Origin of the sequence: Vreelandella neptunia, assembly GCF_000712975.1 — a bacterium.
GTDB classification, from domain to species: domain Bacteria; phylum Pseudomonadota; class Gammaproteobacteria; order Pseudomonadales; family Halomonadaceae; genus Vreelandella; species Vreelandella qaidamensis.
The window spans coordinates 697,635-724,083 of the sequence record NZ_JHQL01000001.1; the positions used below are offsets into that span (position 1 = coordinate 697,635).

Annotated in this window: 30 protein-coding genes; 20 read left to right on the top strand and 10 right to left on the bottom strand. The window is 50.6% G+C overall.

The annotated features are described in order from the left end of the window. Window positions 1–14 precede the first annotated feature (14 nt). The 9 genes from CR46_RS0103185 (at window position 15) to CR46_RS0103225 (ending at window position 8,185) form a co-directional block, all read left to right on the top strand. Window positions 15–863 (top strand): 3-hydroxybutyryl-CoA dehydrogenase, encoded by an 849-nt coding sequence (locus tag CR46_RS0103185; RefSeq protein ID WP_030070061.1) that lies wholly within the window; start codon window positions 15–17, stop codon window positions 861–863. 131 nt (window positions 864–994) lie between these two features. Further along, a complete protein-coding gene (locus tag CR46_RS0103190) occupies window positions 995–1,768 on the top strand; it encodes an enoyl-CoA hydratase-related protein (RefSeq protein ID WP_030070062.1) in 774 nt (257 codons plus the stop codon). 135 nt (window positions 1,769–1,903) lie between these two features. After that, a complete protein-coding gene (locus CR46_RS0103195) occupies window positions 1,904–2,599 on the top strand; it encodes a glutathione S-transferase family protein (protein ID WP_030070063.1) in 696 nt (231 codons plus the stop codon). Window positions 2,600–2,665: 66 nt separating this feature from the next. Continuing rightward, window positions 2,666–3,205, top strand: coding sequence for a YaeQ family protein (locus CR46_RS0103200; RefSeq protein WP_030070065.1), 540 nt, complete (start codon window positions 2,666–2,668; stop codon window positions 3,203–3,205). 190 nt (window positions 3,206–3,395) lie between these two features. After that, window positions 3,396–4,385, top strand: coding sequence for a lipid A deacylase LpxR family protein (locus CR46_RS0103205; RefSeq protein WP_030070067.1), 990 nt, complete (start codon window positions 3,396–3,398; stop codon window positions 4,383–4,385). A gap of 26 nt (window positions 4,386–4,411) precedes the next feature. Beyond that, on the top strand, window positions 4,412–4,732 hold the full coding sequence (locus tag CR46_RS0103210; protein WP_030070069.1) for a hypothetical protein: 321 nt from the start codon (window positions 4,412–4,414) through the stop codon (window positions 4,730–4,732). 74 nt (window positions 4,733–4,806) lie between these two features. Next, window positions 4,807–5,328, top strand: coding sequence for a DUF421 domain-containing protein (locus CR46_RS0103215; RefSeq protein WP_030070071.1), 522 nt, complete (start codon window positions 4,807–4,809; stop codon window positions 5,326–5,328). Between the two features lie 108 nt (window positions 5,329–5,436). Then, window positions 5,437–5,754 (top strand): DUF6693 family protein, encoded by a 318-nt coding sequence (locus CR46_RS0103220; protein ID WP_030070073.1) that lies wholly within the window; start codon window positions 5,437–5,439, stop codon window positions 5,752–5,754. A gap of 319 nt (window positions 5,755–6,073) precedes the next feature. Next, window positions 6,074–8,185, top strand: coding sequence for a TonB-dependent siderophore receptor (locus CR46_RS0103225; protein ID WP_030070076.1), 2,112 nt, complete (start codon window positions 6,074–6,076; stop codon window positions 8,183–8,185). A 134-nt stretch (window positions 8,186–8,319) separates the two neighbouring features. Here CR46_RS0103225 and CR46_RS0103230 read toward each other — a convergent pair whose 3' ends face one another. Both CR46_RS0103230 and yghU read right to left on the bottom strand, forming a co-directional pair. Next, window positions 8,320–8,550 carry a DUF2798 domain-containing protein gene (locus CR46_RS0103230; RefSeq protein ID WP_030070077.1) on the bottom strand — a complete coding sequence of 77 codons (231 nt, stop codon included), beginning with the start codon at window positions 8,548–8,550 and terminating at the stop codon, window positions 8,320–8,322. Between the two features lie 125 nt (window positions 8,551–8,675). Continuing rightward, window positions 8,676–9,539, bottom strand: a complete 864-nt coding sequence (gene yghU / locus CR46_RS0103235) for a glutathione-dependent disulfide-bond oxidoreductase (RefSeq protein ID WP_030070079.1) — start codon at window positions 9,537–9,539, stop codon at window positions 8,676–8,678. A 168-nt stretch (window positions 9,540–9,707) separates the two neighbouring features. Between yghU and CR46_RS0103240 the strand changes: the two genes are divergently transcribed. After that, complete coding sequence (locus CR46_RS0103240; protein ID WP_030070081.1) at window positions 9,708–10,409, top strand: aspartate/glutamate racemase family protein; 702 nt, start codon at window positions 9,708–9,710, stop codon at window positions 10,407–10,409. Here the strand turns inward: CR46_RS0103240 and CR46_RS0103245 are convergent. Both CR46_RS0103245 and CR46_RS0103250 read right to left on the bottom strand, forming a co-directional pair. Then, on the bottom strand, window positions 10,406–10,831 hold the full coding sequence (locus CR46_RS0103245) for an organic hydroperoxide resistance protein (protein ID WP_030070083.1): 426 nt from the start codon (window positions 10,829–10,831) through the stop codon (window positions 10,406–10,408). The two genes, CR46_RS0103240 and CR46_RS0103245, sit on opposite strands and share 4 nt — an antisense overlap. Before the next feature lie 153 nt (window positions 10,832–10,984). Then, complete coding sequence (locus CR46_RS0103250) at window positions 10,985–11,434, bottom strand: MarR family winged helix-turn-helix transcriptional regulator (protein WP_030070085.1); 450 nt, start codon at window positions 11,432–11,434, stop codon at window positions 10,985–10,987. A gap of 250 nt (window positions 11,435–11,684) precedes the next feature. On the opposite strand from CR46_RS0103250, the gene CR46_RS0103255 reads away from it, so the two are divergent. From CR46_RS0103255 to CR46_RS0103280, 6 genes are all read left to right on the top strand, one after another. After that, window positions 11,685–12,758 carry a TRAP transporter substrate-binding protein gene (locus CR46_RS0103255; protein WP_030070087.1) on the top strand — a complete coding sequence of 358 codons (1,074 nt, stop codon included), beginning with the start codon at window positions 11,685–11,687 and terminating at the stop codon, window positions 12,756–12,758. A 72-nt stretch (window positions 12,759–12,830) separates the two neighbouring features. Next, complete coding sequence (locus CR46_RS0103260) at window positions 12,831–13,457, top strand: TRAP transporter small permease (protein ID WP_030070089.1); 627 nt, start codon at window positions 12,831–12,833, stop codon at window positions 13,455–13,457. A gap of 2 nt (window positions 13,458–13,459) precedes the next feature. Continuing rightward, window positions 13,460–14,740, top strand: coding sequence for a TRAP transporter large permease (locus tag CR46_RS0103265; protein ID WP_009722466.1), 1,281 nt, complete (start codon window positions 13,460–13,462; stop codon window positions 14,738–14,740). 12 nt (window positions 14,741–14,752) lie between these two features. Continuing rightward, on the top strand, window positions 14,753–15,277 hold the full coding sequence (locus tag CR46_RS0103270; protein WP_030070094.1) for a gluconokinase: 525 nt from the start codon (window positions 14,753–14,755) through the stop codon (window positions 15,275–15,277). 122 nt (window positions 15,278–15,399) lie between these two features. Then, complete coding sequence (gene gntR / locus CR46_RS0103275; RefSeq protein WP_030070095.1) at window positions 15,400–16,395, top strand: gluconate operon transcriptional repressor GntR; 996 nt, start codon at window positions 15,400–15,402, stop codon at window positions 16,393–16,395. A gap of 105 nt (window positions 16,396–16,500) precedes the next feature. Further along, the gene (locus CR46_RS0103280) at window positions 16,501–17,346 is read left to right on the top strand and encodes an MOSC domain-containing protein (protein ID WP_030070097.1); all 846 of its coding nucleotides are present in this window, start codon (window positions 16,501–16,503) and stop codon (window positions 17,344–17,346) included. On the opposite strand, the gene CR46_RS0103285 is transcribed toward CR46_RS0103280, so the two are convergent. Beyond that, on the bottom strand, window positions 17,300–18,205 hold the full coding sequence (locus tag CR46_RS0103285; RefSeq protein WP_030070098.1) for a DMT family transporter: 906 nt from the start codon (window positions 18,203–18,205) through the stop codon (window positions 17,300–17,302). The two genes, CR46_RS0103280 and CR46_RS0103285, sit on opposite strands and share 47 nt — an antisense overlap. A gap of 262 nt (window positions 18,206–18,467) precedes the next feature. On the opposite strand from CR46_RS0103285, the gene CR46_RS0103290 reads away from it, so the two are divergent. The 3 genes from CR46_RS0103290 to CR46_RS0103300 all read left to right on the top strand — a co-directional run bounded on the left by CR46_RS0103290 (window position 18,468) and on the right by CR46_RS0103300 (window position 20,669). Beyond that, entirely contained in the window at window positions 18,468–19,256 is a 789-nt protein-coding gene (locus tag CR46_RS0103290) for a MotA/TolQ/ExbB proton channel family protein (protein WP_030070099.1), read from the top strand. 3 nt (window positions 19,257–19,259) lie between these two features. Further along, a complete protein-coding gene (locus CR46_RS0103295) occupies window positions 19,260–20,120 on the top strand; it encodes a flagellar motor protein MotB (protein ID WP_030070100.1) in 861 nt (286 codons plus the stop codon). Window positions 20,121–20,246: 126 nt separating this feature from the next. Beyond that, entirely contained in the window at window positions 20,247–20,669 is a 423-nt protein-coding gene (locus tag CR46_RS0103300) for an OsmC family protein (RefSeq protein WP_030070101.1), read from the top strand. A 172-nt stretch (window positions 20,670–20,841) separates the two neighbouring features. Here CR46_RS0103300 and CR46_RS0103305 read toward each other — a convergent pair whose 3' ends face one another. Continuing rightward, the gene (locus CR46_RS0103305; protein WP_030070103.1) at window positions 20,842–21,309 is read right to left on the bottom strand and encodes a PRC-barrel domain-containing protein; all 468 of its coding nucleotides are present in this window, start codon (window positions 21,307–21,309) and stop codon (window positions 20,842–20,844) included. A gap of 508 nt (window positions 21,310–21,817) precedes the next feature. On the opposite strand from CR46_RS0103305, the gene CR46_RS0103310 reads away from it, so the two are divergent. Continuing rightward, the gene (locus tag CR46_RS0103310) at window positions 21,818–22,783 is read left to right on the top strand and encodes a L,D-transpeptidase family protein (protein WP_030070104.1); all 966 of its coding nucleotides are present in this window, start codon (window positions 21,818–21,820) and stop codon (window positions 22,781–22,783) included. Here the strand turns inward: CR46_RS0103310 and CR46_RS0103315 are convergent. From CR46_RS0103315 to CR46_RS0103330, 4 genes are read right to left on the bottom strand one after another with little or no spacing between them, the layout of a single operon-like run. Continuing rightward, complete coding sequence (locus CR46_RS0103315; protein ID WP_030070105.1) at window positions 22,780–23,442, bottom strand: response regulator transcription factor; 663 nt, start codon at window positions 23,440–23,442, stop codon at window positions 22,780–22,782. The two genes, CR46_RS0103310 and CR46_RS0103315, sit on opposite strands and share 4 nt — an antisense overlap. A gap of 32 nt (window positions 23,443–23,474) precedes the next feature. Next, complete coding sequence (locus CR46_RS0103320; protein WP_030070106.1) at window positions 23,475–25,007, bottom strand: PAS domain-containing sensor histidine kinase; 1,533 nt, start codon at window positions 25,005–25,007, stop codon at window positions 23,475–23,477. Between the two features lie 6 nt (window positions 25,008–25,013). Then, complete coding sequence (locus CR46_RS0103325; protein ID WP_051690107.1) at window positions 25,014–25,709, bottom strand: 2OG-Fe(II) oxygenase; 696 nt, start codon at window positions 25,707–25,709, stop codon at window positions 25,014–25,016. Continuing rightward, complete coding sequence (locus CR46_RS0103330; RefSeq protein WP_030070108.1) at window positions 25,706–26,365, bottom strand: CoA pyrophosphatase; 660 nt, start codon at window positions 26,363–26,365, stop codon at window positions 25,706–25,708. The genes CR46_RS0103325 and CR46_RS0103330 overlap by 4 nt, the downstream gene beginning before the upstream one ends. Window positions 26,366–26,449 lie beyond the last annotated feature (84 nt).

Below are 26,449 nucleotides of genomic sequence, written 5' to 3' on the forward strand. Positions count from 1 at the left end.
AGGGGAAACAAACGATGAGTGAACAACCAGTCGGTGTAGTGGGAGCAGGCACCATGGGGCAGGGGATCGCCCAGGTGGTCGCCGCCAGTGGTTTTACGGTTCGCCTTTATGACGTTGCCGATGAGCAGCTTACCCGTGCCCAGGGCAACATCGATAAAGGCCTTGGCAAGCTAGTCGCGAAAGAAAAAATCAGCGAGTCAGCTAAGCAGGAGGCTTTAGCGCGGCTTTCCACGACTACTGATCTCGAAGCGTTGAGTGACTGCGGCATTATTATTGAGGCTGCACCAGAGCAGCCCGCGCTGAAAGAGAAACTGTTTCGTGACCTTAGTCATTTAAGCAGCGACGCGATTCTTGCTTCGAACACCTCATCACTCTCGCTAACGCGGCTGGCGGCGGTGTGCGAACGCCCCGAGCGGGTTGTGGGCATGCACTTTTTTAACCCAGTGCCGGTGCTCAAGTTAGTGGAAGTAATTCGTGCTGAGCAAACCTCTGATGCCACCGTTGAGCGTATAGAGGCGCTGGCCAAAGCACTGGGTAAAACGGCGGTGCCCATTGGTGATGCGCCGGGCTTTGCGGTGAATCGTTTGTTGGTGCCGATGATCAATGAAGCCGCCTTTATTGTGCAAGAAGGAACCGCAACGCCAGAGGCCATCGATGAAGCGATGAAGCTGGGCGCTGCGCACCCAATGGGGCCGTTGGCGCTGGCGGATTTAATTGGTCTCGATGTTTGTTTGGCCATTATGGAAGTGCTGCAGGACGGATTTGGCGATCCTAAATATCGCCCCTGCCCACTATTAAAGCGTATGGTGGATGCGGGCTACCTGGGACGTAAGAGCGGTCGAGGCTTTCATATCTACGAGTGAGCATGGGTAAGTACGGGTAAGCGGATCAGGACAGTCAAGCGCGACAAAAGAAGTGATTGCCTACCAACCAAGCGTTCGCTAGGGTTGGTAGGTGTTCACTTTTAATGCGTAATAACAATTAAGGAGCCTGTATGAGCGATGCAGTGATTGAAAAAGTTGATAACGATGGCATGGTGCGGTTGACGATTAACCGCCCTAAAGCATTGAATGCACTGAATAGCGAGGTGCTCAGTGCGTTAGAATCACACCTTGTGGAGCTTGAAACGCACCCTCATTTACGCGCCGTTATTATTACCGGTGCCGGTGAAAAGTCGTTTGTTGCCGGTGCTGATATCACCGAAATGCGTGATAAAACCCCGGAAGAAGCGCGCGCTTTTGCCATTCAAGCGCTGCGTACTATTAAACGCCTAGAAACATTGCCCGTGCCGGTGGTCGCGCTAGTGAACGGGTTTTGCCTTGGCGGCGGCTGCGAATTGGCGCTGGCCTGCGACTGGGCGGTAGCTAGCGACAACGCTGTTTTTGGTCAGCCTGAAGTGTTGCTAGGTGTGATTCCTGGCTTTGGCGGCACCCAGCGTTTGCCGCGCCGTGTTGGCCCCGCCATGGCAATTGACTTGGTCACTACCGGCCGCAAAATCGATGCCCAAGAAGCGCTGCGCATCGGGCTAGTTAACCGTGTGATGCCCCAGGCCGAGCTTGAAAGCTATGTGGAAGAGCTGACTAAACAGCTCAAAGGTAACGGCCCTCAGTCGGTGCGTGGTGCAAAGCAAGCCGTTCACGATGGGTTAGACCAAGATCTTGATAGCGCCCTAGCGCTGGAAACTAGCCTGTTTGCGTTCTGCTTTGCTGGCGAAGAGCAGAAAGAGGGCATGAGCGCGTTCGTTGAGAAGCGTAAACCTAATTTCTAACCTGCGTTAAACTACGTTTTGCTCATTTAAGGGGTGGCGGCTACGTCACCCCTCTTTTATGCTCGATAGTTATATAATCAATACTACATGATCAATACTTAGCTTGACTGCTGTCGGCATTCACAAGGAGCGTTTATGTTTGATTTGTACATCGCCAACAAGAATTACTCATCTTGGTCGCTGCGCCCTTGGGTGCTGATGAAAGTGCTGAGCATTCCCTTCAATGAACACGTTATGCCGTTTGAGGGTGGCATGGGAGAAAGTCATGCCACCTTTACACGTTTTTCTCCTACCGGCTTAGTGCCATGCTTGGTAGATTCTGATGCCGAGGTGGCAGTCTGGGACTCGTTGGCTATTGTTGAGTACCTGGCTGACACCTATCCTGAAGTGTGGCCCCACGAAAAAACGGCGCGTGCCTGGGCACGGTGTGCCAGTGCCGAAATGCACAGTGGGTTTGGTGCACTGCGCAATGAGTGTTCAATGAATTGCGGCGTGCGTGTTGTGCTCAACAATCGTTCAGCAGGGTTAAACAATGATGTGGCACGGCTAGATACACTATGGCAGGAAGGCCTTCAGCGCTTCGGTGGCCCCTTTTTGGCAGGTGAGCAGTTTACCGCAGTGGATGCGTTTTACGCGCCTGTCGCGTTTCGCATACAGACATTTAACCTGCAGCTGAGCGAGGCATCACTGGCTTATGTGCAACGGCTACTCACTCATCCTGCGATGGAGGAGTGGTACCAGGCAGCGCTGGCAGAAACTTGGCGTGAGCCAATGCATGAGCATGAGACGCTGAAAAACGCCACGTTATTAAACGATTACCGCGCGTTGTAGCGCGCCTGTTGCCCGGTGTTTCGATAATTCCGCTACACTGGCGCAAATTTATGATGGATATTTCTAATGGCGTTGAGTGCTACCCCTTACAAAGTTGATGTCAACCTGACGGACCTTGATCGCAATGTTTACGAGACGCTGCGTTTTACGGTGGCCCGTCACCCTTCTGAAACTGAAGACCGGATGTGCGCACGCCTGATCGCCTACCTACTATGGTACAGCGAAGCACTCGCTTTTGGTCGTGGCCTTTCCGATGTGGACGAGCCAGCCCTTTGGGAGAAAAGTCTAGATGGCCGCGTGCTACATTGGATAGAAGTCGGCCTACCAGATGCTGAGCGTCTTACCTGGTGTTCACGCCGTGCGGAGCGTGTTTCGCTGTTGGCTTATGGGCGAGTGGATCTGTGGGAAAATAAAGTGTTGCCAGCGGTAGCGGCGCTCAAGAATGTGCACGTGGCGGGACTACCCCAAGAGGCGCTTGCGACTATCGCAGAGGGGCTGCCGCGGTCTATTAACTGGGCGGTTATGATCAGTGATGGCTCACTGTTTATTACCGATGAAAACGGCCAGCATGAAGTGACACCGCAGTGGCTGCTCCGAGACCGTTAGATGGTTAAGCACGTAGTGCTACCCACATTATGTTGACACTATCCAAGACAGGAAGTCGTGATAGCCAGTGAGTTAGCGAATAGATAGCAAGAAAGTACGCTTGCTATCTATTCATGCTATTACTTACAATCATTCATGATTGTTAATAGTTGATCACCCTCGCATACCACCAATACTCAAGGATTGAGCTATGAATACTACCTCTGCTCTGTGCAGGAAGGTAATGCCTTTTATTTTGCCGTTAAGCGTGTTGCCTTCGGTGGCTATGGCTAGCGACAGTGCCCTGTCTGTTAAGCTTGAAAATGATGGTCTTGCTAGTAGCGATGATGGCCACTTCACCAGTGGTTTCGAGCTTAACTGGACGTTTACGCCGCAAGAGCAAAGTTGGTTACAACGCCTTTCGACAGCGCTACCCGATAGTCTTATCGGTCAAGCGGATAGAGCGTCTTATCGTTTGATTCATCAGATTTATACGCCGAACGATATTGAACAGCGCGCTTTGATCGAAGACGATCGCCCCTATGCAGGTCTGGTCTACGGCGGTCTGTCGCTTTATGAAGACGTACCGAAGGGGCAATGGACGCAAGCCACCGATTTACATCTTGATGTTGGTGTTGTGGGGCCTTCCTCTCTTGCTGACAGTATTCAGCGTGAAGTACACCGCGTTACTGATAGTGACCGCCCTCGTGGCTGGAAAAACCAGCTGGGCGATGAGGCGTTGGTGAATTTAACCCTTCGGCGGCAGTGGTGGAATGACGTACCGCTGGCCGGTAAACAATTTTCACACGGCCCCAGTGTAGGTGCCGCGTTAGGTAACATGTACACCTATGCAAGTGCTGGTTATAGCGTTCGCTGGGGTGATGATGCTGAAGGCATTCCTACACTTACCCCTAACCCGGGTAGCCGCCATTTAATGAATGGTCATCGTGGGTGGCAGTGGTATCTGTTTGCGAATGTAGAAGGCTACTACATGGCGCAGAACCTAACACTTGATGGTAATACGTTCAGGGATAGTCATTCTGTTGACCGTGAGGAGTGGCTAGCAGAAGCCTCCGCAGGCCTTGCGATAGCCTGGGAAGATTGGCAAGTAACCTATGCTGCTGTTCAGCGTACCCGTGAGTTTGATGGACAAGATGAGCAGGACAAATTCGGGTCAATGACGCTAACGAAACGCTTTTAATAAGGCTACAAGCGAAGGGGAGCGGTATGGCCAATAAGTATCCACATACGCCGGATAGCCGCTATTTTGTGGCTAAAAACCGGCTATGGCGCTGTACCGATCCACGCTTGAGCGATGACGAAAAACGTACCCACATAAAAGCACTGATGAAAGCCCGCCGAGCGGTGCGCAGCGCTCAGCAACAAAACGACGAAATAGCGCTACGTCAAGCACGTGAGGCGGTGCAGTCTGCCAAGGAACTGTTGGGGGAGCGTGGGCCGGTTTGGTGGCAAGATGGCGCCCCCGATGAAAGCGGCCTTGCACCCCACAATAGCTCGTACGCGGAGTGGTGGGCATCGCACTCCTAAGTGGTGGTTGCTATCCTGAATATAAGGAGGTGTCAGCTATTCCTCCATTAATAGCTATTTAGGAGGTGATTCATATGGATATGGTCTTTTATAGCGGTTGGGAAAGTTTGCTGCGCACGTTAATCGTCGGCGTATTGGCGTATGCCGTCCTAATCGTGTTTTTGCGTATTTCAGGAAATCGTACGCTGTCTAAAATGAATGCCTTTGACTTAATTGTAACCGTCGCGCTGGGGTCTACGTTGGCCACCGTGCTGCTTTCAAAAGACATTGCTTTAGCCGAAGGAGCGCTAGCACTAGCCTTGCTGATTTCGCTTCAGTTTGTGATTACATGGCTTAGCGTACGCGTTAGTTGGGTAAAGCGTTTGGTGACGGGCGAACCATTGATGCTGTTGTATCAGGGAGAGTTTTTAACGACCTCGTTGCGCAAGGCTCGGGTCACCAAAGATGAAGTGCGCTCTGCTGTTCGCAGCAGTGGCCTTGCAAGCCTAGAAGCAGCGCAAGCAGTCGTACTTGAAACAGACGGCTCGCTTAGTGTTGTTAAGCGGGAAGACGAAGGTACAGGTTCAAGCCTGAACGGCGTTCGCGGACTTCGCTAAACTATTAAAAATAATAAATTTATAGCCATAGCGGCAATTTTCCATTCACGCTTACACAAGCGAGTGGTAATCTGCGCCACTTTGTTTCTCAACGTTTAAGGGCGCACTATGAATATTAAAGCGAATCTCTCTATTCTCGATATTATTGGGCACTTACTGATTTGGCTGATACTCACCATTATTACCTTTGGAATTGCACTTTTTTTCTTTCCCTATTCGTTTGCCCGCTTTGTCATTAATCGTACCTCTGTGGTAGATAGTGCAACCGGCGTAGAACGTAAAATGGTCTGCGATATCAATATTTTTAGCAATATTGGACATATCATTTTGTGGATGATTATCTCAATTTTAACGTTTGGACTTGGGTATATTTTTTACTTTTATCGCGTGTGGAATTATGCGCTGAATAATGCTCGCGTCCAGTAATTAATCGCTAGTTAGAATAAAAGGCAACTGTTCTCGCGTTACACCTTTAGCTGCATTTTTGACGTTTGAGTTTGCAACTTAAGAGACGCAGCATTGGTATTTTCCTTCCGTACATAATGGCATATGTTAATTTTCTCCTGCAGGTAACCCTGCAGGTAACCCTGCAGGTAACCCTGCAGGAAAACTCCTCCCTCGTTCGTTTGCTGTCCTGCGACTGATTTTTACATCAGCACATTGACATCGTTTGAGCAGGTCTCTATATTTTTGCGAATAAAAATTACTATCATTAATATTAATATTCGCTCTGGGATCTTTCACGATGACATCTGCACCTATTTTTCGATTACGTCGGCTAAGCGTTGCTGTGGCGCTTGCGTCGACGGCGGCTATTTCAAGCGTTCAAGCGCAAGACAGCACACCGAATGACAGCGTCGACCTTGGAACCGTAGAAGTAACTGCTGACGCAGCAGGTCGCTTCGGTTATATCGATGCTGAGCGAGAGCCTAGTGTCGGCAAACTCGATGTGCCGCTGGCAGAGCAGCCATTTTCTATGTCGGTGATTGACCGAGAGTTTATACAAGATAGCGGTGCTAAAAATATCCAAGATACATTGCTCTATACTCCCGGTGTTTACGCCGGTAACTTTGGCTTTGATACCCGTGGCGATAGCGCCAAAGTGCGCGGGTTAGATGCTGGACGCTACTTGGATGGCCTGCGCCAGTTTTATGGTTCTTACAATACAACGCGAACCAATGTTTATGCGCTGGAAAGTGTTGAAGTGCTGCGCGGGCCGTCTTCTATGCTGTATGGCCAAGCTGACCTAGGCGGCATTATTAACGGTGTTTCTAAGCTGCCCCAAGAAGAGCGCAGCGGGGAAGTTTGGGCTCAGTACGGCTCTTTCGATCGCAAACAGCTGGCGTTTGATTTCACCGGTGCTGCAAATGAAGAGGGCACGTTCTTGTATCGGGTTGTTGGTTTGACTCGAGATAGTGATACCCAGGTGAATCATGTTGCCGATGACGGTTACTTAATTGCACCTTCGTTTACTTGGCGTCCCAGTGACGATACCAGTATCACGCTACTGTTCAATCGCCAGGAAGATAAAAGCCAGGTATCTGCTCAGTTTTTGCCCCAGGTAGGCACGTTAGAACCGGGTTCCAAGGGCTTTATTGGCTCTGAGCGCTTTGTTGGTGAGCCGGGCTGGGATCGTTACGATAGTGAAAAAACGGAGACAACGCTGTTTGTTGATCACCAGTTAAATGAGAACTGGGCTTTTTCAGCTACCGCGCGCTACACCGATTCCCGCACTGAAACCCGCGAGCATTGGGTGGATATTCCTAGTGTTCCTGATGCTAATGGTGATGTGAATCGCACGATCTTCACAGCAGATGCTGAAACGCGCATTTTGAATATGGATGCGCGCATGCAAGGAGAGTTTGAGCTAGGAGGCACACAGCATACGCTGATCGCCGGTATTGACCGTCAGGATGCCCGCTGGTCTCAGGATAACTACTATTACGGGTATGGCGAGGGCGGCCGTTTTAATGTGTATAACCCCCAATATGGCAACCTGCAGCTAGATACGCTCAATCCAACCGATCGTCCCGATAATGAAATTGAGCAGGTCGGGGTGTACCTGGCCGACCACATTGAAATTGGCCCGGTCGTTGTATCTGCAGGATTACGCAGGGATTGGGCTGAAAACCGCACCCTAGCGCTGTCAGGACCCGATACAGTTAGCGATGAAGGCGAAACAACCGGGCGGCTAGGTTTGATGTACCGTTTCGATAATGGCTTTTCGCCTTATGTGAGCTATGCAGAAGCATTTTCGATGAATTTGGGTAGCGATGGAACGGCGAACCCTAGCCCATTGAAACCCACCACTGGCGATCAAGAAGAGATTGGCTTTAAGTATGTTTCGTCAGATCAGTCGCTGGCTATTAGCGCAGCTTACTTTGATATTACCCAAAATAATCGAGTTAGCGATGGTGCAACTCCAGGGGGTGTTGAGCAAGTGGGTGCGGTGGTAGACGGTTGGGAACTGCAAGTTAATAAACGCTGGCAGCAGTTCGAGACACAGCTGGCGTACACCAACTTAAACGCGACCAACGATAGTACCGGTGCCCGACTACCTTTTGTTGCTGAAGAGCAAGCTTCCTGGTGGAACCGCCTTTATGTCGGAAGCAACTGGCGTATTGGTGCTGGGGTGCGTTATGTGGGTGATAACGTTGGTTCTGGCGATGCCCCTATTGTGCCGTCCAGCACACTGTATGACGCCATGGTGGGTTATACGATGGGCGAGTGGGACTTTTCGGTTGATGTGAAAAATGCCACAGATGAAGAAACTATCTCTTGGTGTCGCTACGAAGGTGGTGATTGTGGGTATGGAGACCGCCGTAGCATTACAGGCAATGTTCGCTACCAGTTTTAAGTAGCGTTATAACGCGGCATCTACCTTGACACCGGGCCTGCAAAACAGGCCCGGTGTTATTGGTGCTGCTTAAGCTAAGTTCTTGGGCTAAGTTCTTAGGCTAAGTTCTTAGTCTGTTAGTTTGATATAAACGGTTAGTGTGGAGGCTTAATAAGTACTTTAACCAATCGTCGCACAACAGGAGAGACTAGGTTAATGACTGGGAGGGCTACTACAAAAGCAAATAGCCACGCCTTCAGCCAAATAAAGACAATGCCATCAATAAAGCCGACATTGTAGAGCGTAATCACCAGCGACATAATGCACGACATAAACAGTGCCATTAAGAAAGAAAATATTAGCTGGGCGTATTTTGGATCAAACATGGACTGCCTCTGACAACGGCTCTATTAATGATGAATTAAAGGTTGATAGTGAAACTCAGACACATCGCCCTCCTTGGCAATCGCTAACTGATGCAGAAGCATCGATTAACATACTGCTTGCGGACTTAACGCTTGTCTTCGGTCTTGTGATCAAAATCACTGGCATTGTGGCGTTCGTGGAGCTGTTCGCTAGGCTCTCCCCAGGTGCGATTAACCATCCGTCCACGTTGAACGGCAGGGCGTGCGTCAATCTCCTCTGTCCAGCGTAAAACGTTCTGATAGGTATGGGCTTCTAAAAACTCAGCTGCTTCATACACGCGGTTTTTGACCAGTGCTCCATACCATGGATGAATCGCCATATCTGCGATGGTGTACTCATCACCTGCCATAAAGCGGTTATCCGCTAAGTGGCGATCCAGTACATCCAGCTGACGTTTCACTTCCATGGTATAGCGATCAATCGGGTACTGGTATTTTTCAGGTGCGTAAGCATAAAAGTGACCAAAGCCGCCGCCAAGCATAGGCGCGCTGCCCATTTGCCAAAATAACCAGGATAGGCACTCGGTGCGCTTAGCCGGGTCGTTGGGTAAGAACGCGCCAAATTTCTCGGCCAGGTAAAGCAGAATCGCACCTGACTCAAAAACCCGCTGGGGCGGGGTGGTGCTGTGATCCATTAGCGCTGGAATCTTAGAGTTGGGGTTAACCTCAACAAAGCCGCTGCCAAACTGATCACCTTCGCCTATTCGTATCAGGTGAGCGTCGTATTCCGCTTGTTTAATGCCCTGTTCTAGCAGCTCTTCGAGCATTACGGTGACTTTTACGCCGTTTGGGGTTGCAAGAGAGTACAGCTGCAGCGGATGCTTACCCACGGGCAGTACTTTCTCGTGGGTCGCACCAGCAATGGGGCGATTGATGTTAGCAAACTCTCCGCCGTTACCAGCTTCCCATTTCCAAACGCGCGGTGGGGTATAGGTTGTGTTGTCGCTCATGTTTTCCTCTATCTTAATCAAGTAAAAAGGGGCGGTGCAGCGACTCACCCGATGTTGTGTACCTGCCTAATCGTTATGGTCAGTCTTTATGCGGGCTGTATAACGCTGCTAAAAGGATAGCGGGTTATTAGCCTGATAATAAATAGTTAGTTACCATGGAGAAGTTTTATGCGGACTATTGGCATATTAGGCGGTATGAGTTGGGAGTCGACCCAAAGCTATTATCAGGCGCTAAACCAAGGGATTAATAAGGCTCTTGGCGGTTTTCACTCAGCGCAGATTGTGATGATAAGTGTTGATTTTGCTGAAGCTGAAATAGAAACGCTGCAACAACAGGGCGATTGGCAAACTGCTGGCCAGTTACTCGCAAGCGCTTCCAAACGCATTGAAAAAGCTGGGGCAGAATGTTTACTGTTGGCTACCAATACCATGCACAACGTCGCGCCTGCGATTGAGTCCGCTATTCAGATTCCTTTTTTACATATTGCCGATGCTACCGGGGAAAAATGTCAGCGTGATGGCGTAACTCGGGTTGGGTTAATAGGCACCCGTTTTACGATGGAGCAAGCGTTTTACAAGGCACGCCTAAAAGAGCGCTTTGGGATTGATGTCGTTATCCCTAACGAACAAGAACGTGCCGAGGTGCACCAGATCATTTTCGATGAGCTTTGCCATGGCCTAATTCACGACGCATCGCGTGCGCGTTATCTAGATATTATCACGTCGCTACATCAGCAGGGCGCACAGGCGGTGATACTCGGTTGTACAGAGATAGCGCTGTTGGTTGAGCAACATCACACCCAAATACCCCTTTATGACACCACCGCTCTGCACGCAAGCAAAGCGGTGGAGTGGGCGCTAGGTAATTAAACCAGCGTCAGTGTGACATCGATATTTCCGCGGGTAGCGTTGGAGTAGGGGCAAACAATATGGGCTTTGTCGACGAGTGTTTGGGCAACGTCTTTTTCCAAACCAGGCAAGCTAATTTTTAGTTCAACTTCAATGCCGAAACCAGTAGGAATAGCGCCGATACCTACACTGCCATCAATCTGGGTATCGTCGGGAAGTTTGACTTTTTCCTGGCTGGCGACGTGCTTAAGTGCGCCTAGGAAGCAAGCAGAGTAGCCTGCAGCAAACAGCTGTTCGGGATTAGTGCCTTCGCCACCTGCGCCACCAAGCTCTTTAGGTGTGCTGAGCGTCACATCTAGTGCGCCGTCAGAGGATTTAGCGTGACCCTCACGGCCACCAGTAGCGTGGGCGTGTGCGCGGTAAGCAACAGTTTCAATAGACATAAATCATTTCCTATAAGTGGTTGTTATGGGCCAAGCTTGTGCTTGGTGTTTTAATTTAGTGCAGCTTTATTTTGTGCGCAAGTAAATAGCCTTAAAACAGGCAGTGGTAAACAGGCAGTGGTAAACAAGTAGTGGTTTGCTAGGTTCAGCGGGTTACTTGACCTTTTGTAAGCTTTCGCGCAGTTGAACTAAATCCTCTTTTAACTGGTTGAGGGTTTCTACTGATTTTTCGCTGGCGTTGACGACGCAGCTGGGAATGTGGCGCGCCTGTTCACGAAGCGAGCGGCCTTTATCTGTCAGAAATAATTCAACGACACGTTCATCGTGAAGGCTACGTTGCCGGATAAGTAGCTGATCACTTTCAAGCCGTTTTAGTAGCGGCGTTAACGAGCCAGGATCTGTTAGTAAGCGCTTGCTTAGGGCGCCTACTGTAAGGCCATCTTCTTGCCAGAGTACCAGCATGGCGAGGTATTGCGGGTAAGTGAGTCCTAGCTCTTTGAGCAGAGGTTTATACACTTTGGTCATCATCAGCGATGTTGAATAGAGCGCAAAGCAGAGCTGGTGATCTAGCTCTAATTCGCTACAAGGGGCTAACGCTGGCATGTCGACTCCAGAACAAGATGCATAACGTGTAATGTAGCGTGCGAGGCAATGTGAGGCCATCCCTAGACGTTGGTCGTAAGTTAGACGTTTTGTTTTGACACCACGTGCTGCGATAGCTAGCCTTCACCTATCGAATGTTACCGGTAACAATTTATTGGAACACAAATCACAAGCCTGATGGCCGATATCGATTCGATAGCCTTACAGTAAATAGCCAACCAACAACAACGACTCTTTTGGAGATAACGTCATGACAACAATCTGGCGCAGCACGCTTACTCTGGTCGGTGCGACCACCCTGACTTTCGGCATGGCACACGCTCAAAGCCCAGAACTTTCTGACCCGCCCGCCATTGAAGGCGACGTCGTGGCTGACCACGGAAGCCACACCCTGCGTATGGGCATCGGCCTATCCGAAACATCGCCGCAGTTTCTCTCTAGCCAGTACTTCGGTGAAATTCTTGAGCAGCGCACCGATGGCCGTATTACAGTTAATGTTTTCCCCAACAGTCAGTTGGGCGACGATGTCCAAATGATGGAAATGCTGCAAACCGGTACGCTGGATATGACCTACCCTTCAAGCTCGGCAACGACTGGATACGTTGAAGCGCTCTCTGCGTTTGACCTTCCTTTCTTGCTACCGAGCCGTGAAGCAGCGATCGCTGTTATGCAAAGTGATGTGGCGCAGGAAATGCTAGATGCGTTTGAAGGCACAGGCTTGAAGGCGCTAACGTTCTCTGAAAACGGCTACCGCCAGCTATCTAACAGCGCGCGGCCCGTTGAATCACCTGAAGATGTGGCTGGCTTGGATGTTCGCGGCTTAAGCGTACGTACCATGCAGAATCCGGTTCACTTGGCAATTTGGGAAGCGTTAGGTGCCAACCCAACACCAATGGCCTTCGGCGAGCTATTTTCGGCGCTTGAGCAAGGCGTGGTAGATGGCCAGGAAAACCCATGGAGCACCATCCTGACTTCTAACTTCAACGAAGTGCAGGATTACGGCACCGAAACCCGCCACGTTTATACGCCATTTATCATGATGCTTTCCGAACGCACCTGGGACCGCATGGCGCCTGAGTATCAAGCACTGGTGCAGGAAGCCGCTCGCCAATCGGCTGAGTACGAAATCCAGCTTTCTGCCGAGTATGACGATTGGTCGCGTGATCAGTTAGAAGCACGCGGTATGCAAATTACCCGCTTAGATGATGAGCAGTTAGCCGCTTTTCAAGACGCCGTGCAGCCTGTTTATGAAGAGTGGGCACCGCGCATCGGTGAAGACTTGATTGCTGAAATCCAGCAAATCGTGGAAGACAGCAGCAACTAATCTGCAACGTATAGCGCTCCATCGGGCAGGCACACACGCCTGCCCGACTTGTCAGTGCCCCTCGGAGTTTTTATGACTACCTCCTCTACTCCCCCAAACGCGGTGACCTCGAAAGCGGCAGTGTTGGAAGACCCGTCGGTTTATTTGAATGATCCTAATCGCAAACTACTTGAGCTTGATACTGAGACTCGCCAGGGGCCTGCGCTGTTCCGCTGGTTAACCCTTGCGATGGAGTATTTGATTGGCGCTATTTTAGCGGCGCTGATTGTCGCAGTTTCCAGTAATGTCGTCGGCCGCTCTGTGTTCAACCATTCACTGCCCTGGGTCGATGAGTTGGCGCGCATGCTGTTTATTTGGCTGGTCTTTATCGGTGCCGCGGCGGCGTTTGCTCGCTATGAGCATATTGCTGTCGATGCGCTGGTGAGGCGTTTACCGTTGCGTGTCGCGCACATGCTCTATTTCTTACAACACCTAATTATTGCTGGGCTCATGCTGGTGATGATTTGGGGCGGTTATCAGGTGCTCACGCGCTCAAGCGGTCGCTCCGCCATCATGGGGGTGCCGTTAAGTTTGGTAAGCCTGTCGTTGGTGTTGTGCGTCATTTTTATCGCGGCGGTATCGCTCTGGCGTATGTGGGTCAGCGTGGGGGTTATCCGTCAACCACATCGCCAATCGGCTGACTTACCAGGGGAGCGTTAATCATGCTGTGGATTTTTCTAGCCATCTTATTGGCATCTATTGTGATTGGTTTGCCGATTGCATTTGGCCTAGGGGTAGCAGCCTTAGTCATGGCGGTGCTCTCTGATATCCCACTATCGATTATGATTGAGCAGTCAATTCGTGGTGTGAATAGCTTTCCGCTGCTGGCGATTCCGTTCTTTATTCTTGTCGGCGAAGTGATGAGCAACGGGGGCATTGCACGACGCTTGATGGAGCTTGCTGGCGCGTTGGTGGGCTTTATGCGCGGCGGGCTTGGCCAGGTAGCCATTACCGGTTCGATGTTTTTTGGCGGAATTAGCGGCTCGGCGGTTGCGGATACCGCAGCGACCGGCGCGATGATGATCCCCTCGATGAAACAGCAAGGTTACACCGCCGCAAATGCCACGGCGATTAACACCGTGTCATCGGTGATCGGCATTATTATTCCGCCATCTATACCGCTTATTTTATATGGCATTGTGACCGAGACTTCGATCAGTCGCCTATTTATCGCGGGGATTGTGCCTGGCCTGTTAATTGGTGCCGCGCTAATGGTGACCACCTTTATTCTGGCGAGCAAGCAGGGTGGCGGCGTGCGCCAATTCCGCTGGGATCGGTTATGGAAAGCCTTTAAAGATGCCTGGTTAGCGCTGGTGCTACCGGTGATCGTGATTGGCGGTATTATTGGCGGCGTGTTTACTGCCACCGAAGCTGCCGTTGCAGCGCTGCTCTACTCGCTGGCTATTTCTCTGCTGGTATACCGTGAATTTAAGCTCAGTGAGTTAGGTGGAATGTTAATTCGCACCGCAAGGCTCACTGGCATGGTGATGATGTTATTGGCATTTGCCACCGTAATTGCTTGGTTTCTAACCATTAATATGGTGCCGCAAACCTTAGTGCGCCAAGTACAGGCGATTACCCAGGAGCCGTTTTTGCTGCTGCTGATTGTAGCGGGGCTACTGCTGTTGGTGGGGTTTGTAATGGACCTAACACCAGCCATGGTGATTATGGCACCAATGCTTGCGCCAATCGTGACATCAGTAGGCGTCGATGCCGCTTATTTTGGTGTTCTAATGGCCTTTATTTTAGGCATTGGGCTGTTAACTCCGCCGGTGGGCACCTGTCTGTACGTTGGGTGTGGTGTCGGCAAGGTGTCTATGGAATCTCTGGTAAAAGCCATGCTGCCTTACTACGCCGCCTTGATCGTTGTTCTGGTAGTGCTAATTGCGTTCCCTGGCATCGTTACTTGGCTGCCTGATCTCACCGCCGTGCGCGGCAATTGATAGGAGTATCGAGTGAATAAGCCATCACATCGTATTCTTGTCATGGGCGTTTCTGGATCAGGGAAGTCTCATATCGGACAACAGTTAGCAGCAGAACTGGGCGCAACATTCATTGACGGTGACGACCATCATTCACCGGCGAATGTGGCTAAAATGGCCAGCGGCACGCCGCTTAATGACGATGATCGTCGTGACTGGTTGGCAACGCTTGCTGACTTGTTCGCCGCGTATAAAGCGCGTAATGAATCTGTGGTCATCGCCTGTTCAGGCCTTAAAAAACGCTATCGTGACCGGCTGCGCGAAGGTGACCCTGCGCTGAGTGTTTTGTATCTAGAGGGCAGCCATGCACTTCTTCGTCAACGCTTAGAAACCAGGCCGGGGCACTTCTTTAAAGGTGATAATATGCTGGCGAGTCAGCTTGCCGATTTAGAGCCGCCAAGCAGTGATGAAGCGGTATCCGTCTCCATTGCGCTATCGCCTCGCGAGATTGTCGAGCACTTTACGGTAATGCTAGCGCCCCAAACACGCGTTCATTAGGCTTAAGATTAGGATGGGGCCGCACTATTCGCTATGGTGTGGCCTCTGTGCCGTTAAGAAAGCCGTGTCGTTAAGAGAGAGTTAACAGACTTACGTGTTTAACAGAACAAGTAGTGACGCCATTGAAGAAAAAACGCCCGACATTACAAGATATTGCTGATCGCGTTGACGCGACAAAAATGACCGTCAGCCGCTGTTTGCGGGCTCCTGATACGGTATCGGAAGGGCTTCGCGAACGTATTTTCAACGTTGCTGAACAGCTTGGCTATATTCCCAACCGGGCACCAGATCTGCTTTCTCGGGCTACTAGCCACTCTATTGGCGTGTTAGTGCCATCGCTAACCAACCAAGTATTTGCCGATGTCATTGTGGGTATCGAAGCGTACACCGAACCCGCAGGCTATCACTTGATGCTTTCTCACTATGGTTACAGCCCTGAGCTGGAAGAGCGCAGCTTGGCTTCGTTACTCTCTTACAATGTGGATGGCGTTATCTTATCTGATCGCGATCACACGCCGCGTAGCCTGCGGATGTTGGAGACAGCGGGTATTCCTATTGTGGAAATTATGGATACCCGTCGCCCGCCACTGCAGCAAGCGGTAGGTTACGATAACGTGCAGGCCGCTTACGAGATGGTGAGTGAGATGATTCGCCGTGGCAGGCGCCAGGTGATTTATCTGGCTGTGCGTCTAGATGAGCGGACACGCCAGCGTGAACAAGGCTACCGCCAAGCCATGGAGGAGCAGGGGTTAACGCCGATAACGCTACAGAGCAGTCAGCGCTCTTCCTATAGTGTCGGGGCAGCACTCATGCAGGAAATTCAGCGTGATCATCCCAGCGCTGACAGTATTTTCTGCACCAACGACGATGTTGCGGTGGGCGCTTACTTTGAGTGTTTACGCCATGGCGTTAAGGTCCCCGAACAGATGGCAATTGCCGGGTTTCATGGTCACGATGTTGGTCAAGCAATGACACCGCGTCTTGCCAGCGTTATTACCCCTCGGCAAGCTATTGGTGAAGCGGCTGCGAAAACGCTACTGTCACGTATTCGTGGCGAATCAGTTGAACACCAAGTGATGGACTTGGGGTATCGGATTGAGGTGGGTAAAACGCTTTAGTCGCTGAGTCGCTAGCGGCGAACTGGCAAACTGGATAGGCTAGTGGTTAAAGCTTGGCCATGAAAAATCCATCAAAAGAAAAGCCATATTGAGTGCGAAACTGCCATGAAAATTACCCAGATCACCGTCTATCCGGTTAAATCTCTGAAGGGAATTAATGTTGCTCAAAGTAAACTCCATGGCCATGGGTTGGCTTGGGATCGCCGGTGGATGTTAGTGGATGCTCAGCAGCGTTTTGTCACCCAGCGCCAGCTACCAGAGCTTGCCACCATCGCGGTTGAATTAACCGATCAAGCACTGGTGCTCTCTCACCCTAAGGTAGAACCGATTGCGATTCCCCTTGAAGACCCCCAGGGTAATTTGCGGCTTGTGAAAGTGTGGAACGACCACTGTAAAGCACTGCCAGAAAGCGAAGACGTATCGCACTGGCTGATGGCGGCGTTAGGTGAGCAAGCGCAAGGCATCAGCTTGGTGCGCTTCGCTACTGAATTTACCCGTGCTGTTGAAGAGGATTTTCTGGCGGGAGGCGAGGCCCATACTTACTTTTCTGATGGTTACCCTTTCCTGATAGCCACCACCGGCTCTCTGGACGCCTTGAATCAAGCGCTGGTTGCCAGTGGACAATCCCCTGTGCCGATGAATCGTTTTCGGCCGAATATTGTAATTGATTGTGATGATGCTTGGGCGGAAGACCAGTGGGCCACACTCGCAAGTCAAGGTAGCTATGAGCTGACGCTACGCAAACCCTGTCAGCGCTGCAAAGTTACCACGGTTGACCAGCAAACCGGTACCGTACCGGTGCAGGCAGAACCACTGAAAACACTGCTTTCTCTGAATACTCAGCCTCACCTTAAAGGCGCGCATTTTGGCCAAAACGCCACGTTAACCGCAGGGCAAGAGGGTACTATTCGTGTGGGGGACGAGGTGGTGTCAACACACCGCGAGACCTAAACCTTAATAGTCGGGTAGCAATGGCGGTGCCTGCTAGGGTAATGACCATGCCAGTCACCACTTGAAGGCTAAGCGTTTCATTAAGCAGCAAGTACCCCCACAACAGCGCGCTAACAGGAATCAAAAAGGTAACGGTTGACGTAGCGGTAGCGCCTGCGCTGGCTAATAGCCCAAAGTAAAGCAGGAACGCTAGTGTGGTGCTTAGCATCGCCAGCGCCAGTGCGTTGCCCCAGGCGAGCATGCTGACAGGCTCGCTAGGCCAGAGCAGCAGACCGGGTATTAATAACACCAATGCTGACATTGCGCTGCTGCCAGCCGCTAATACTCGGCTGGGGAGATGACTCAAGCGGGTTTTCGAGTAGTTACCGGCAATTCCATAACAGAACGTCGCACCCAGTACGGCAACAATAAACCAGCCGTCGCCCCCTAGAGTGAAATCTAGCCGATTAGCCGACAACACATAGACACCAAGCAGTGCCAGGGCTAGCCCTAGATATTGTTGGCGTTGGATGGGGGTGGCAAAAAAGGCAGCGCCTAATAACGCGGTAAAAATTGGTGTAGTGGCGTTAATAAGAGAGGTGAACCCTGCTTCTAGGCGAGTGGTGGCTAACGCTAGCAACGAGAAAGGCAGCACATGATTAACGATGCCAAGTATCAATAACGATCCTTTATGCTGCCAAATAAGCGTTAGATAGCGAAGGCTTAGCAGTAGCGGCACTAAGAGTAATGCGCCCACTCCCATTCTTATTAATACGAGTGGAATAGGCCCAAATTCCGGTGCAGCCACGCGCATAAATATGAACGATAGCCCCCATAGGGAAGAAAGTAGCAGCAAACGCAGTGCATCGGCCAACGACATGAAGTGTCCTTAAATGGGCAGTGACAGTTTTTGTAGTAATGGGCATGACAGAGAGAATGAAACTGAAGCGCTTAGCTTAGCGAGAATTTTTAAGAAAGCGAATGTAAACGGCTACTTGCATACCAGTTTTTGCTAAAAAAGCAGAGTGAGAAATTGTCAATCTTTGTAATGTTATAGATTTGACGTTGACGCTAATGCAATGAAACTCTACTGTCTCGGCAAATTGTACGTTAGCATTTATTTACATTCTTGAGGAAAGGCCGTGGATCTCGCGACGCTAATAGGTTTGGTAGGGGCTGCTGTTTTAGTGGGGGCCTCTGTAATCCTGGGCACCTCTCCAGAGGTGTTTATGAACCCCACTGGGCTGCTGCTGGTAGTTGGGGGAAGCCTGTTTGTGGTGCTGGCAAAGTTTAGTATTACCCAATTTAAATTTGCCTTCAAAGCGGCGGCGCGGGCATTTAAATTTCAGCTACCTAGCGTTAAAGATAGTATTGAAGAGCTCGTTGAACTGGCAAAAGTAGCCCGACGCGAGGGTATGATTGCCTTGGAAAACAAAGAGGTAAATTCCCCGTTTCTCAAGAAAGGCCTACAAATGCTAGCCGACGGCTATAGCGCCGAAATGATTAAGGACATGACCGAAAAGGAGCGCTTGCTCACCTTGGAACGTAATGAGGCTGGCGGCCAAGTGTTTTCAGCGTTAGGAGAAGTGTCGCCTGCAATGGGGATGATTGGCACACTGGTTGGCTTGGTACAAATGCTTTCCAATATGGGCGATCCCTCGTTGATCGGACCTGCCATGGCCGTTGCCTTATTAACCACACTATACGGCGCCATGATTGCAACGATGATTGCCAATCCTATTGCCGAGAAACTATGGGTGCGGATGAAGCAGGAAGCAAAAATGCAGCAGCTATGGATTGACGCTCTGATTGCTATCAAAAACGATAAGAATCCGCGTGTACTTGAACAAATGCTGACTATTTATCTACCACCTGAGCATCGCAGTGTGAAAAGCTCGAACGATACCAACGCTGCTGCTGAGCGAACGTAGTCCATGGCTCAAAAGAAGACAAACATTCCTGCATGGATGGTGACATACGCGGATTTAATGTCGCTGTTGTTATGCTTCTTTGTGTTGCTATTGTCGTTTGCAGAAATCGATGCTGAAAAATTTCGTCGTGTTGCCGAAGAGTTATCAAAAGCCTTTGGCGTACAGCGCGAAGTGGAGGCAACGCAGATACCCATGGGTACTAGCGCGGTGTTTCAACAGTTCTCTCCCGCTGTACCGGACCGTACCTTACTAGATGAAGTACGTCAGCGGACTACCCAGCAGCAGCCGCAGCTGGAGTCTATGCGCAGTATGCTTGAGGCGCAGCGACAGCAACGTACTCTACAGTTAGCCGCTAGCTTGGAAGAGCTATTGAAAACATCGTCGTTAGAAGGTGTCACCGATATAGAAGTTGATAGATTTCGTGTGGTGGTCAGAATTGCTGAGCAGGGCACCTTCGGGTCAGGTAATGCTGAGGTTACGCCTGCGTTTGCTGAACTGTTAGAGGAGCTGGCAACGGTATTAGCTGCCGTCACTGGAACGATTTCGATTGAGGGACATACGGACAACGTGCCAATTAGCACTTCTCGTTTTCGAAGCAATTGGGATCTAGCTGCTCTGCGTGCATCTTCCGTTGCCAACATACTCGTATCTACTGAAACACTTTCTGCTGAGCGGTTGATGATACAAGGCTTTGCTGATACGAAGCCTCTTGCGTCAAATCTGACGCCTGAGGGACGCGCAGTTAATCGTCGTGTTGAGCTAAAAATTGATATTAATGACCCGATTGAAGAGCGGGAAGAACGCTCAATTCGCTCAATGGAAAGCAGCTTAAGCGACGTGGCTGCCATACAGCCTGCCCCTTAATTCAGTCTGGCTAAGGGCTGAATTCGGCATCAGTGATAGAATCAGCTACGCTGAGTGTGTTAATGGTCACAGTGTATGTGGCCTGAAAACGAGTTGACGCTAACTATCAAAGGAAAGGAGAACGTAATGGATAGTAAAGCAAGTGCACGCTGGGAAGGTGGCCTTAAAGAAGGACAGGGTAATGTAGCGACGGAAAGTGGAGCATTGGATGCTGGCTATTCGTTCAAACAGCGCTTTGAAGGTGCGCCCGGCACCAACCCAGAAGAGTTAATTGGCGCTGCCCATGCAAGCTGTTTTTCAATGGCGCTTTCGATGATTCTTGGAGAGAAAGGCTTTACCGCTGAGGCTATTGATACTAATGCTCGCGTAACGCTTTCCCAAAGTGCTGAAGGCTTCGATATTTCCAGTATTCATTTGGACGTTGTTGCCAGCGTAAGCGGTGCCGATGATGCTGCTTTTCAAGAAGCCGCTGAAACGGCTAAAGCGAACTGCCCTGTTTCCAAAGTATTAAATGCTGACATAACCATGGAAGCAACATTAAAGGGATGATTTGAACGCCAGATAACACCAAAAAGCGCTGCTAGTAGGCAGCGCTTTTTTACGGTTTTTTTAAAATATATAGCGTTCAGGACATCGCTCATGACAAGGGCCTTGTTGTTAGCAAGGCCCTTTAGAGCACCGCGGTCCATTACCTTGGCGAACGATGCTTAAATAACGAGTATTACTCGTCGTCATTCTCGCTGTTGTTTAGCTCTGTATCACGCTCTGTTTCAAGGTCATTGTCACGATCACGATCATATTCTTCGGCATCTTGCAGCGCTTCTTCGGATGCATTTACCGTAATAATGTAATCTTCGTTATCTTCATCTTTGGTAAGTTCAAGCGAATCCCACTCAATGGCGATATCTTTTTCGCCCATACCAAGGAAACCACCTACGCCCACCACAACGGCATTAATTTGCCCATCTTCATCAATGATTAAATCATTGATGGTGCCGATGTCTTCATCGTTTTCAACGCTACTTTTTACTTGATTACCGGTCAGGGAATCTGCGTGAAAAGTGCCTTCCGGCGCATGGGTCAGATAAGAGGCTTCCATACCAGTCTGATTGTCATCACTCGCCTGGGCAACGCCAGCGACAGCAATAAAAGTAGGGATAATCAGCGTGCTGAGAAACGTCGTTTTCATCGTTTTGCTCCTTGCATTTTTATAAAGGTGTTAACAGGTAATCTGTTAATGCCTAAGTAACATCGTAGCGGTAAGGTAGTTGGTACTCTTCATGCTCCTTGCTAACCAACTCTACCCGGTAGGTTCCTTTTATCGGGTGGCGCTACTATTCCTGTTGGTGATGAGTAAGCCCTGCATATTGCTGATTGCTGTATGCAGGCACTTATAAAGGTAGGTGCTGTGCACTGTATTGCAATGGGAATGAAGAACTCTTAATTAATATCAACTCAAAAGCTCGTCAGCGTTAAACCAGGACGTGTTAGTTTTATTGATAAACGTTAAAATCACATACAACGATACGCGCACTTATAGTGGGCGTTGAGATGATAGTGGTCGTTGAGATTGTCGTAGGCATTTAGATTGCTGCGACAGTCTGTCGAGTTGACCCAATGAGACCCCTTGTCCATATTCTTAGCCACCTTGCCCTACAGGAGAGAGTGCCTTGGGGTTATATAAAAAAGGAAATCCCATGACGCTTATCACGCGATATCAAACGCTTCGGCAGGTTAAAAAATTGTGGGCTAGCAGTGTAGCTTTCGGCGCTTGGCTGTTTGCATCCAGTGCTGTTGCCAGTGAGAGTGAGTTACCCAAAGGCCATTTTTCTCTCCCCGATGAGGGTAATATGGTGGGTGAGATGTATACTGTTATGGCGAAAAAAGAGGATACCCTGCTCGATATTGCCCGTGAGCATAACGTTGGTTATGAAGAAATTCGCATGGCTAACCCTGATACCAGTATTTGGGTTCCTGGCGAGGGTACTGAAGTGACAATCCCCGGCCAATATATTTTGCCGGATGAGCCGCGTACTGGCATTGTGATTAATGTCGCCGAGCTACGCCTTTATTACTATCCAGAAGTGGAAGAGGGTAAAGAGCCACGGGTAGAAACCTATCCCATTGGCATCGGCCGCGATGCATTCAATACGCCGCTAGGCATTACTAAAACTACCATGCGTTTAGAAAATCCTGCATGGTATCCACCTGAATCTATTCGCCGAGAAGCCGCGGAACGCGGTGATCCTGCGCCATCGGTTGTTCCACCAGGTGAGGATAATCCATTAGGGCAATACGCCATTTTGCTGGATATACCTGGTTACCTAATCCACGGCACTAATCAGCCTGACGGTATTGGTATGCGCGCTAGTCGGGGATGTATTCGTATGCACCCAGAAGACATTGAATCTGTGTTCTGGCGTGTTCCAGTTGGCACACAGGTGAATATTGTCGACACGCCAGTTAAGGTGGGTTGGGGAAGTGACGGTAATGCCTATGTACAAGCTTTTTCGCCCACGGATGAGCAGAGCTTTGGTATGGAGACGCTATTGGAAGTGGTTAGCCTAATTGAGGCCCATGAGGGTGATGAGCACAGCATGGATTACGAACAAGTGCGTAATGTGCTGGAAAAAGCGAATGGCCAACTTGTTCCGCTTAGTTAGGCCTTGCCATCAAAATAAGTGGCGCTGAGCGGAGAAACGAGTTCTAGCGCCACCGCTTGTCGAACGAGCTCTGCTAAATTTGCAGCGTGCATGGCCTTCATCGCTCTCAGCCGATAGACTTCGACGGTTTTGCCGCTAATCTGCATATGCTCGGCAATTTCACGACTGGTCATTCCTTCTGCCACGTGAATCACAATGCGTTGCTCTTTTGGGCGTAGAGATTGGTAGCGTGTTCGCAACAGGGTGAGCTGTTGCTTAGCGCGTTGCTGTTGATGAGCGCTGCCTAATGCTTGCTGTACGCTGTCAATCAGCTGCTGGTGATTAAACGGCTTTTCGATAAAATCAAACGCGCCGTTTTTCAGTGCAGCCACCGCCATAGGGACATCGCCATGCCCCGTCATCATAATGACCGGCAGAGTAGTGCCTTGATCCACCAACTGCTGTTGCACTTGCAGTCCACTCATTCCCGGCATGCGAACATCAAGCAGTAGTGCGCCTAATTCATCATGCTGGCTAGCTAGAAATTGCTCGCCATCATGAAATGCTTGAGCGGTTAAACCAACTGATTCGAGCAGCCAAACCAGCGATTCACGCAGTGCCTGATCATCATCAACAACCGCAATGGTGGCGATGGATTTATGTTCAACACTGCTAGTCATCATTGGTTCCTGGTGATGCACCGATGGCGCGTTCATGTTGTTTCTGTACGAAGTATTATGTCAAAGCATGCGCCTTTCGAGCTTTGCTGAGGGCGCAGAGTAAGGGCACCCCCCATGCTTTCCATGAGTGAACGACTAATCGCTAAGCCCATTCCCAACCCTTCATCGCGGGTGGTGAAAAAGGCATCAAAAATTGACCCTTGATGGGCTGGCGCGACGCCTGGGCCCAGGTCTTTAACGCTAAGGGTAAGCTGCCGATTACCGCTTTTTTGCGCAGCAACGATGACTCTGTCAGCACCAGAAACGTCACGGCTAGCGGTGAGTGCATTGAGTAATAGGTTAACGATAACTTGCTCAAGGGCAATAGGATCCGCATAAATACGTGGCAACCCAAGGGATAATTGTTGGGTAAGTTGAATAGAAGCCTGTTGATATTGCCAGTTGCACAGTTGAAAAGCGGCGTTAATAACATGTTCAAGTGCCAGGGGCCTGACGCAGTGGCTGCGTTTACGCACAAAGCTGCGCATATGTCGGAGTCGCTGGGCAAGGCGTTGTACTTGCTCATCAATGCGGGCCAGAGGCAACTGTAGCTCGCTGGCGGGCAGATTGGGCGTATGCTTAGCTTTCAGCAGGGCGCCGCTGGTATAGTTGGCGATGGCCCCTAAGGGCTGATTGAGCTCATGGGCAATATTAGACGCAAGCTCTCCGGCAGCGGCTAATCGATTGGCATGGGCAATTTGTTCTTGGTGCCGACGTGCCTGGGATTCGGCCGCTTTACGCACGCTAATATCGCGGTTAATCAGCGCAAAGTGCCCAGGTTCTGCCCCGCGGCTGCGATGGGTAAGCACAACACTAAGTACCGGCACTGTCCCGTTTGCACTCAGCATTTCTAGTTCGCCACTCCAGGAACCATAGCGTTCAACGGCTGGGAAGACGACTTGCTCTAAAAGAGCCAGCGAGTCAGCATGGTAGAGCGCTGCCAGGGCAACTTGCATGGCATCACGTGGGAGTGAGAAACAGCGCCGGGCGGCTTCGTTGGCGCTAAAAATATGTTGGTTAGGTCCTAAAAAAAGCACGTAGTCAGTGGTGGATTCGACCACTTGCGCTAAACGCTCTCTGGTGGCTTCGGCATGGACGCGGCGACTCACATCCCGCGACACACATAAAATATCAATCAACTCGCCTGTGGCAGTGTCTCGGCGGGTTCGACTGGTAGTTTCAAACCAGATGTAGTGGCCTGCTTTGGCCCGAAACCGATACGTTTGCTGATAAAAACCGTCGTGATAGTAGACCCGGGGTGATTTGTTTAATAGATCACTTAAATCAGCGGGATGAAACAGCTGATAGGCTGACACGCCAATCAGTTCTTCTGGCTCGTACCCTAGTAAGTCGCGCGCTGCTTGAGAGGCATATAAAAACGTACCGTCGCGGGCATGGCGAGATATCAAGTCAGTGGTACTTTCTGCCAGCCACTGATAATGACGTTTCTCTTCTTCCAGCGCTGCATTTTGTGCTTCTAGCGCTTTGATCCTGGCACTTAATGTGGCTTCGTTAACGGTGCTCATCGCGTGTCAGTGCGCCGGGTCGAGCACGCCACCCAGCGAGGCGTTGCGCCTAAACCAGCCAGCAATACTGGCACGTGGATGCTGCGTGGGCACTACCTCGTGAGGAATGGTTTCGGATAAAAAACAGGCGAACGTGCCGGCTTCGGGCACCACGCGGGCGACTTCCTGAGAGGGGGCATCAGGGTGATAAATGACCATCTCTCCGCCACCATCTAATGGCCACTGAGGGTTCAAGTAACCGACGGTTGAAATAACTCGGTTAGCTCGCCCACGAAAGCTATCGACATGGCGTTGATAAAATGCGCCTGGGGGGTAATGGGCAAAGTGAGCCTCGTACTCAAATAACCCCAGGAAAAGCGCCTGATTGAGGGATTGCTGGAGTTCTGCCATGGCATCAAGGTAGCGGCGTTGGGCTTCGCTTTCTCTATCCAACCAGTGAATGGCATCGCCACGAATATCTTTGCGAAGGAGATGTTCTTTGCCACGACCAATGCCTGCCTCGGCAAGCACGTCGTGTTCAGCCATATGGTGCAGCTCACGGTGCAGCGCTTGGCAAAGATCGAGGTCTATCACGTTTTTACCCACGTACCAACCGTGCTCAACAAGCGCATCCACCAGCGCAACATGGGCGATAGGATTGATCGCTGGTGGGCTATTACTATTGCTATTGGGTAAGGTGTTTGGCGCTGCAGAGGCAATCATTTCATGGTTCTCTTCGTTGGCATGCGAGTTGCTTTGGGTAGGCGACTGCTTCTCTCAGGATAGTGACGTAACGCTCCTGGCGGGCGCTGGTAGAGATCAATAGCCATACCAAAACCTTCTGCCAGCAGTTCTACCAGCATCATGGCAGAAAGCCCCCAAATCACGTAGCCATCCACGTGGTAGCTGGGCACATAGTGGGCAACCCCGTCTACTGTAATCACATCGGTGTGGGTGCGCCTGTCGTCTAAAAAATGGCTGAGTGGCACTTCAAAAATAGTGTCTAGTTCTGAGGGGTCTGCTACCAGCGGTAAATCTGGCGGAATAATACCTACCCACGGCGTGACGCGGATGCCATGTAGTGAAATAACATCTGATAACCTTCCCAAGGGTTGTACAAAGGAGGGCGCTAGCGCAATCTCTTCTTCTGCCTCGCGAAGTGCCGTGGCGTAGAGATCGGCATCACAGGCCTCGCGTTTGCCACCGGGAAACGCCACTTGGCCACTGTGAGTGCTTAGATGGCTAGCCCGCCGTGTAAATAGCAGCGTGGGCGAAGGTCGCTCAACAATCGGCATTAGCACGGCAGCCTCGGGCATTACAACGTGGTCTAGCCGTTGAGGAGAGTGCTGTTGCAGCTGTTTGCGCAGTTTCTCTAACATAGGGTTTCCCTTTGCTTTGTTCTCTTTTACCCAGCAGCGGTGTTTGACGTCAAGTACGTCAAAGCCTTACCCCATCAGCCGTAG

Bases quoted from the DNA above. Each gene is read 5' to 3' on its own strand.
- CR46_RS0103185 (WP_030070061.1), top strand. From the start codon at position 15: ATGAGTGAACAACCAGTCGGTGTAGTGGGAGCAGGCACCATGGGGCAG.
- CR46_RS0103190 (WP_030070062.1), top strand. From the start codon at position 995: ATGAGCGATGCAGTGATTGAAAAAGTTGATAACGATGGCATGGTGCGG.
- CR46_RS0103195 (WP_030070063.1), top strand. From the start codon at position 1,904: ATGTTTGATTTGTACATCGCCAACAAGAATTACTCATCTTGGTCGCTG.
- CR46_RS0103200 (WP_030070065.1), top strand. From the start codon at position 2,666: ATGGCGTTGAGTGCTACCCCTTACAAAGTTGATGTCAACCTGACGGAC.
- CR46_RS0103205 (WP_030070067.1), top strand. From the start codon at position 3,396: ATGAATACTACCTCTGCTCTGTGCAGGAAGGTAATGCCTTTTATTTTG.
- CR46_RS0103210 (WP_030070069.1), top strand. From the start codon at position 4,412: ATGGCCAATAAGTATCCACATACGCCGGATAGCCGCTATTTTGTGGCT.
- CR46_RS0103215 (WP_030070071.1), top strand. From the start codon at position 4,807: ATGGATATGGTCTTTTATAGCGGTTGGGAAAGTTTGCTGCGCACGTTA.
- CR46_RS0103220 (WP_030070073.1), top strand. From the start codon at position 5,437: ATGAATATTAAAGCGAATCTCTCTATTCTCGATATTATTGGGCACTTA.
- CR46_RS0103225 (WP_030070076.1), top strand. From the start codon at position 6,074: ATGACATCTGCACCTATTTTTCGATTACGTCGGCTAAGCGTTGCTGTG.
- CR46_RS0103230 (WP_030070077.1), bottom strand. From the start codon at position 8,550: ATGTTTGATCCAAAATACGCCCAGCTAATATTTTCTTTCTTAATGGCA.
- yghU (WP_030070079.1), bottom strand. From the start codon at position 9,539: ATGAGCGACAACACAACCTATACCCCACCGCGCGTTTGGAAATGGGAA.
- CR46_RS0103240 (WP_030070081.1), top strand. From the start codon at position 9,708: ATGCGGACTATTGGCATATTAGGCGGTATGAGTTGGGAGTCGACCCAA.
- CR46_RS0103245 (WP_030070083.1), bottom strand. From the start codon at position 10,831: ATGTCTATTGAAACTGTTGCTTACCGCGCACACGCCCACGCTACTGGT.
- CR46_RS0103250 (WP_030070085.1), bottom strand. From the start codon at position 11,434: ATGCCAGCGTTAGCCCCTTGTAGCGAATTAGAGCTAGATCACCAGCTC.
- CR46_RS0103255 (WP_030070087.1), top strand. From the start codon at position 11,685: ATGACAACAATCTGGCGCAGCACGCTTACTCTGGTCGGTGCGACCACC.
- CR46_RS0103260 (WP_030070089.1), top strand. From the start codon at position 12,831: ATGACTACCTCCTCTACTCCCCCAAACGCGGTGACCTCGAAAGCGGCA.
- CR46_RS0103265 (WP_009722466.1), top strand. From the start codon at position 13,460: ATGCTGTGGATTTTTCTAGCCATCTTATTGGCATCTATTGTGATTGGT.
- CR46_RS0103280 (WP_030070097.1), top strand. From the start codon at position 16,501: ATGAAAATTACCCAGATCACCGTCTATCCGGTTAAATCTCTGAAGGGA.
- CR46_RS0103285 (WP_030070098.1), bottom strand. From the start codon at position 18,205: ATGTCGTTGGCCGATGCACTGCGTTTGCTGCTACTTTCTTCCCTATGG.
- CR46_RS0103295 (WP_030070100.1), top strand. From the start codon at position 19,260: ATGGCTCAAAAGAAGACAAACATTCCTGCATGGATGGTGACATACGCG.
- CR46_RS0103300 (WP_030070101.1), top strand. From the start codon at position 20,247: ATGGATAGTAAAGCAAGTGCACGCTGGGAAGGTGGCCTTAAAGAAGGA.
- CR46_RS0103305 (WP_030070103.1), bottom strand. From the start codon at position 21,309: ATGAAAACGACGTTTCTCAGCACGCTGATTATCCCTACTTTTATTGCT.
- CR46_RS0103310 (WP_030070104.1), top strand. From the start codon at position 21,818: ATGACGCTTATCACGCGATATCAAACGCTTCGGCAGGTTAAAAAATTG.
- CR46_RS0103315 (WP_030070105.1), bottom strand. From the start codon at position 23,442: ATGACTAGCAGTGTTGAACATAAATCCATCGCCACCATTGCGGTTGTT.
- CR46_RS0103320 (WP_030070106.1), bottom strand. From the start codon at position 25,007: ATGAGCACCGTTAACGAAGCCACATTAAGTGCCAGGATCAAAGCGCTA.
- CR46_RS0103325 (WP_051690107.1), bottom strand. From the start codon at position 25,709: ATGATTGCCTCTGCAGCGCCAAACACCTTACCCAATAGCAATAGTAAT.
- CR46_RS0103330 (WP_030070108.1), bottom strand. From the start codon at position 26,365: ATGTTAGAGAAACTGCGCAAACAGCTGCAACAGCACTCTCCTCAACGG.